Below are 3,566 nucleotides of genomic sequence, written 5' to 3'. Positions count from 1 at the left end.
CGGTCGCGTCACCCACGTCGCCGCGCCCGCGGGAATGCGGGTGGAGCTGGGCTGAGAAACGGGTTCGGCGGGAGCGGGGTCGTCGGGCTAGGGTCGGGGCAGCACGTGGTTGCGCCTAGGGTTCCGTCCGCCACCCGCCTCTCGATGATCCACAATCGGGGTGTGCGGGGCCTGGACCGAGCGGCGCCAGGACGTACCGGTCGCCGGTGCGCCCACACCTGACGGGACAAAAACCCTGAGGGCTCCTCGATCCGTCATGCCCGCTCACCGGCGGGCTCGACCCGGGAGCCGCTCCGTGGCCGTTCCGCCCCTGTCCCCGCTCGTGATCGCCGTCGTCCTCGGTGCGGCTCTGCTGCACGCGATCTGGAACGCGATCGCCCACGGCGTCCGCGACCGCCTGGTGGGGTTCGCGCTGATGGGCGTCGTCGACGTCGTCGTGGGGGGCGCCCTCGTGGCGGTGGCCGCACCGCTGACCGCGACGGCGTGGCCGTACGTCGTCGCGTCGGCGGCGGCGCACGTGGCCTACAACCTGCTCCTGTTGGGGTCCTACCAGCTCGGCGAGTTCAGCCAGATGTACCCGTTGGCCCGCGGCACCTCGCCGTGGGTGGTGGCGCTCGTGTCGCTGCTGGTTCTGCACCGGGCCCTGCAGCCCGCGCAGCTCGTGGGCGTCCTGGTGGTGTCGGCCGGGCTCGCCGGGCTGGTGCTCGTGGGCGGCCGGATCGGCCGGTCGCAGCTGCCGGCGCTCGCGGCGGCGTTCGCGACGGGCCTGACGATCGCGCTCTACACCGTGATCGACGGCCTCGGCGTCGCCACCACGCCGCTCACGGCGTACATCGGTTGGCTGTTCCTGCTGCAGGGCCCGGCGATGCCGCTGCTGGCGCTGGGGCGCCGGGGTCGGGCGCTGCCGGCGCAGATGCGCAGGTACGCGGTGCCGGGGGTCGTCGGCGGGCTCGTCGCGATCGCGGCCTACGGCGCGGTGCTGTGGGCCCAGACGAGCGGCGCGCTCGCCCCCATCGCCGCGCTGCGGGAGACGAGCATCGTGTTCGGCGCGCTGATCGGCGCCCTGTTCCTGGGCGAGCACCTCGGTCGCCGGCGTGCGGTGATGGCGGGGGTCGTGCTGGTGGGGGTGCTCGTGCTCAGCCTGGGCTGACTACCCCGGACCGGGCCGGCTCCTCGAGCTTCCGCCCGCTGATCTGCTTGCCCAGCTCCACAGCTTCCTCGATCGGTACCGAATCCGCGATCTCGGTGATCTCCCGCGCCCTCTGCTGCATGTACGGGGCCGTGGTCCGGGCCTCCAGGACGATGCTCCGCATCCCGTCCACGAGCTGCCCGGCGGTGCCACCGGCGTCCGACAGGGCGTCGAGCAGCCGGGAGATCCGGCGGGCGATGCGCTGCGCCAGGATGACGGCCTCCACCACCACACCGAGCAGGAACGCCGCCACCGAACCGCCGAAGGTGAAGGAGGTCGACACGAGCGCTGCCAAGGCCTTCTCCACGAGCCGCGCGAGGAAGTCGGCGATGAGATCGCGGATCAGAGCCCGCTCGGTGCCGACCGCGGCACCGGTGCCGAGCACCAGTGCGGCGAGCTCCTCCGCGCGGACGGCCACCCCGTCGAGGGCACCGGCGTAACCCCCCGCGGCGGCGCGGTAGCCGTTTCCGGCGGCGCCCGACCAGACCGTGGCAGCGGGGACCGCCCCGCGGAGGTCGCCCGCCGCCGACGACAACGCCCGCGACACGTTCCGCCACGTCTGCGCCTGCGCCTCGATCCGCTTCGGATCACCGGCCAGCGCGTCCAGCGGCTCGTGGAGGAACCACACGTGCTCGATCGCCCAGCCGATCGCGGAGGACAGGAGCGAGGAGAAGGGGTCGGCGATGGCCCCCAGCGAGTCGAGACCCGCACCCAGCGTTGCGAAGCTGATCCGGGACGCGTCGGGGTCCTGCAGCGCGGTGTGCACGTCGGCCCAGCTCGACAGGGCGCCGGCGCCTTCGAGGTTGTCGAGCGGCTCGGCCCGCTCGTGCTCCGGGGTGGCGACGAGCGTCTCGGGGTCGCTGCTCATCGCTGCCCGCTCGGGGGCCGGGTGGAGGCCAGGACGGCACCGTTGCGCGCGTCGGCGTCGAGATAGGCCGCTCGCGACGTCCGCAGGCCCTCCACCAGCGCCGTCGCCTGCCGGGCGAGGTCCCCGACCGCGGCCGAACCGGTGGCCGCCGCCTCGGCCGCCGCGCCGGCGAAGAGCTGCCCGACCAGGCCGTACGCGTCGACGTCGAGTGGCCGTCCGGCCGCGGCGGCGACCTGCACCCGCGACGCCATGGCGTCGACGGTGCCGATGTGCGCCGCGATCGCCGCGTCGTCGACGCGGAACCCGTCGTTCATCGCGCCTCCTCCGGATCGAGGAGCTGGCTGCGCAGCACCCGCATCGCCTCGCTGTCCTCCCCGATCAGCGGCGCGACCGCCGCGTGGGCCTGCCGCGCGGCGGCGGCGTGGGCCTCCCGCGCGGTGGCCAGCACCGCCGTGGCGAGCTGAGCGCGGCTCAGACCCGCACTGTGTTCCGACAGCACCAGGCCCTGCAGCGCACCTGCGGGATCGACGGTGACCGTGACCGCCCCGTCCCTGCTCGAGGCCGTGGCACGGACGCAGGCGAGCGCGTCCTGCGCCCGGGCCGCCCGTGCTCCGATCTCGCTCAACCGGCCCCGATAGGAGGCCAACCACCGCTCTCCGTCCATGCCGCGGAATGTAGGCGGCGAGGGCCCGTTCTCGTGGCCGTTCGGCACAACTCGAGCACGGTCAGCCCGGTGACAGCGGGAACTCCGTCAGGTCCACCAGGTGGGGCCGGCCCGGTGCGGAACGGTCGGCCACCAGTGCCACCGCATCGGCCGTCCAGTGGCAGCTCACCGGTTGCCCGGCCAGGTTCTTCGGCACGCGCCCGCGCGCCAGGACGACGTCGGCGCGGAACGGCTGCGGGTGGGTCACGGGAACCTGGCCGACCGTCGCGTCGAAGACGGCGGCGGCGAGGTCATCGAGCCCGGCGGCGGGAGCGCCGAGCCACTGGCCGCCGACCAGGACGGTCGCGGGGCCGAGCACGCAGTCGACGGCCGGCGCGCCGCCCAGCTCGTCCGACAGGGCTTCGACCAGCGGATCCACCAGCCTATCGGCGACATGTCCGAGGGGGCGGAGCTTCACCAGCCACTGCTCCGGTGCCGACCAGGTCACGCCTGCCATCTCGGCTCGCGGCAGCGAACGCAGGTACGCCACGACGCCGGCGGGCGGCCGGACGGCGACGGACAGCCGGGTCATGTCGCCATCATGGCAGGAGTACCCGTATGTCCACGCATCCGCGGATCACCTGACGGGATGGTCTGTACCTGCGGCCCACCTCCCCTCTAGTCTCAGTGTGACTAGTGGGAGGTGGGTTTCGGTGACCGCTGCCGCAGCACAAGCGTTCCGGGAGATCGGCCCGGTCCGGCGACGGATGCAGGCCGTGGTGGCCGTGCTCGCGGACGGCACGCCGTACTACGCGCCGCTCGCCACCGTCGTCCGCGACGGGGCGCTCGTGCAGTGCCACCTGTGC

At 73.9% G+C, this 3,566-nt stretch carries 5 protein-coding genes; 1 reads left to right on the top strand and 4 read right to left on the bottom strand.

The features are described 5' to 3' along the window. Positions 1-295: 295 nt before the first annotated feature. Entirely contained in the window at positions 296-1,150 is an 855-nt protein-coding gene (locus JWR81_RS25025) for a DMT family transporter (protein ID WP_297658071.1), read from the top strand. On the opposite strand, the gene JWR81_RS25020 is transcribed toward JWR81_RS25025, so the two are convergent. From JWR81_RS25020 to JWR81_RS25005, 4 genes are all read right to left on the bottom strand, one after another. Then, positions 1,137-2,057: a hypothetical protein gene (locus tag JWR81_RS25020; protein ID WP_297658068.1), complete on the bottom strand. Its 921-nt coding sequence runs from the start codon at positions 2,055-2,057 to the stop codon at positions 1,137-1,139. The two genes, JWR81_RS25025 and JWR81_RS25020, sit on opposite strands and share 14 nt — an antisense overlap. Then, entirely contained in the window at positions 2,054-2,371 is a 318-nt protein-coding gene (locus JWR81_RS25015) for a type VII secretion target (RefSeq protein WP_297658065.1), read from the bottom strand. The genes JWR81_RS25020 and JWR81_RS25015 overlap by 4 nt, the downstream gene beginning before the upstream one ends. Beyond that, a complete protein-coding gene (locus tag JWR81_RS25010; protein WP_297658061.1) occupies positions 2,368-2,721 on the bottom strand; it encodes a YbaB/EbfC family nucleoid-associated protein in 354 nt (117 codons plus the stop codon). The genes JWR81_RS25015 and JWR81_RS25010 overlap by 4 nt, the downstream gene beginning before the upstream one ends. 61 nt (positions 2,722-2,782) lie before the next feature. Beyond that, positions 2,783-3,292 carry a hypothetical protein gene (locus JWR81_RS25005; protein WP_297658058.1) on the bottom strand — a complete coding sequence of 170 codons (510 nt, stop codon included), beginning with the start codon at positions 3,290-3,292 and terminating at the stop codon, positions 2,783-2,785. Positions 3,293-3,566: the final 274 nt, after the last annotated feature.

Origin of the sequence: Pseudonocardia sp., assembly GCF_025965585.1 — a bacterium.
Taxonomy (GTDB): Bacteria; Actinomycetota; Actinomycetes; order Mycobacteriales; family Pseudonocardiaceae; genus Pseudonocardia.
This window is presented reverse-complemented; position numbering and strand designations above follow the sequence as displayed.

What these genes read in the sequence shown, in the direction of transcription:
- JWR81_RS25005 (WP_297658058.1), bottom strand. Translation starts at nt 3,292, where the DNA reads ATGACCCGGCTGTCCGTCGCCGTCCGGCCGCCCGCCGGCGTCGTGGCG.
- JWR81_RS25020 (WP_297658068.1), bottom strand. Translation starts at nt 2,057, where the DNA reads ATGAGCAGCGACCCCGAGACGCTCGTCGCCACCCCGGAGCACGAGCGG.
- JWR81_RS25010 (WP_297658061.1), bottom strand. Translation starts at nt 2,721, where the DNA reads ATGGACGGAGAGCGGTGGTTGGCCTCCTATCGGGGCCGGTTGAGCGAG.
- JWR81_RS25015 (WP_297658065.1), bottom strand. Translation starts at nt 2,371, where the DNA reads ATGAACGACGGGTTCCGCGTCGACGACGCGGCGATCGCGGCGCACATC.